General features: G+C 62.8%; 2 protein-coding genes. Both read left to right on the top strand.

Features of this window, described 5'->3' with window-relative positions; genetic code table 11:
• A partial coding sequence (locus HUJ17_RS15730) for a mannose-1-phosphate guanylyltransferase (protein ID WP_290511577.1) occupies nucleotides 1-442 on the top strand: 442 nt, incomplete at its 5' end.
• A gap of 160 nt (nucleotides 443-602) precedes the next feature.
• Nucleotides 603-1277 carry a ribulose-phosphate 3-epimerase gene (gene rpe, locus HUJ17_RS15735; protein WP_063509967.1) on the top strand — a complete coding sequence of 225 codons (675 nt, stop codon included), beginning with the start codon at nucleotides 603-605 and terminating at the stop codon, nucleotides 1275-1277.
• Nucleotides 1278-1329: the final 52 nt, after the last annotated feature.

Consider the following 1329-nt stretch of genomic DNA (forward strand, 5'->3'; position numbering starts at 1 on the left):
CTATTCCCATGAAGGTACCCCGCTGGAAACCGCCGGCGGCATTCGCCGGGCGCTGCCCTTGCTGGGGGATGCCCCCTTTGTGCTGGTCAACGGCGATATCTGGACCGACTTTGACCTGTCCAGTTTGGTGACCGAGCGGCCCGACCCGGTGCATCTGGTGCTGGTGGATAACCCGGACCATCACCCGGGTGGGGATTTTCATCTGACAGAAAGGGGCCGGGTGCGCGATAATGGCGAACACAGGCTGACCTATGCAGGCATGGGGCGGTTCGATCCGGCACTGTTCCGGGATCTGCCCGATGGCGAAGCGAAACTGGCGCCGCTGCTGCGCGCCGCCATGGGCGATGATGCCGTCAGCGGTGAGCACCACCCGGGTCAATGGTGGGACATCGGCACCCCGGAGCGCCTGGAGGAACTGGATCGGTTACTCAAAAGCCCCTGATCCTGCGCCGCAAATGGTTTTGTAGGAGCGTCGCTGGCGGCGCGATCACTGGGTTTCGAGTTGCGAGCAACGCGTTTCGAAAGGCCAAACCGGCGCTTTTGAATTTGCTTTTCGCCACCCGAAACTCGTTATTCGCAACTGTCTTTACTGAGGAATCTTCATGCCCAAGCAGGATTATCTGATCGCCCCCTCCATTCTCGCGGCCAACTTCGCCCGTCTCGGGGAAGAGTGCGATAACGTGCTGGCCGCCGGGGCGGATGTGATCCACTTCGACGTGATGGACAACCACTACGTGCCCAACCTGACCATCGGCCCCATGGTCTGCAAGGCCCTGCGCGACCACGGCATCACCGCTCCCATCGACGTGCACCTGATGGTCAGCCCGGTGGACGACCTGATCGGCATGTTCGCCGAGGCCGGCGCCAGCTACATCACCTTCCACCCGGAAGCCAGCCAGCACGTGGATCGCTCCCTGCAACTGATCAAAAGCCACGGCTGCAAAGCCGGCCTGGTGCTCAACCCGGCCACCCGTCCTGACTGCCTGGAATACGTCATGGACAAGCTGGACATGATCCTGCTGATGAGCGTGAACCCGGGCTTCGGTGGCCAGAAGTTCATCCCCTCCACCCTGGACAAGACCCGCGCCGTGCGCCAGATGATCGATGCCAGCGGCTACGACATCCGCCTGGAAGTGGATGGCGGCGTCTCTGAAAAGAACATCCGTGACGTGGCCGCCGCCGGCGCCGACACCTTCGTGGCCGGCTCCGCCATCTTCGGCAAGGACGACTACGCCGCCGTCATCCAGCAAATGCGCGAGGAGCTGGCGCAGGCCTGAGGGCCTACACCGCTCAGGAGGGAACCGAATGGCCCTGCCACTGCCTTATCCC

Origin of the sequence: Alcanivorax sp. (genome assembly GCF_014762765.1) — a bacterium.
Lineage (GTDB): Bacteria > Pseudomonadota > Gammaproteobacteria > Pseudomonadales > Alcanivoracaceae > Alcanivorax.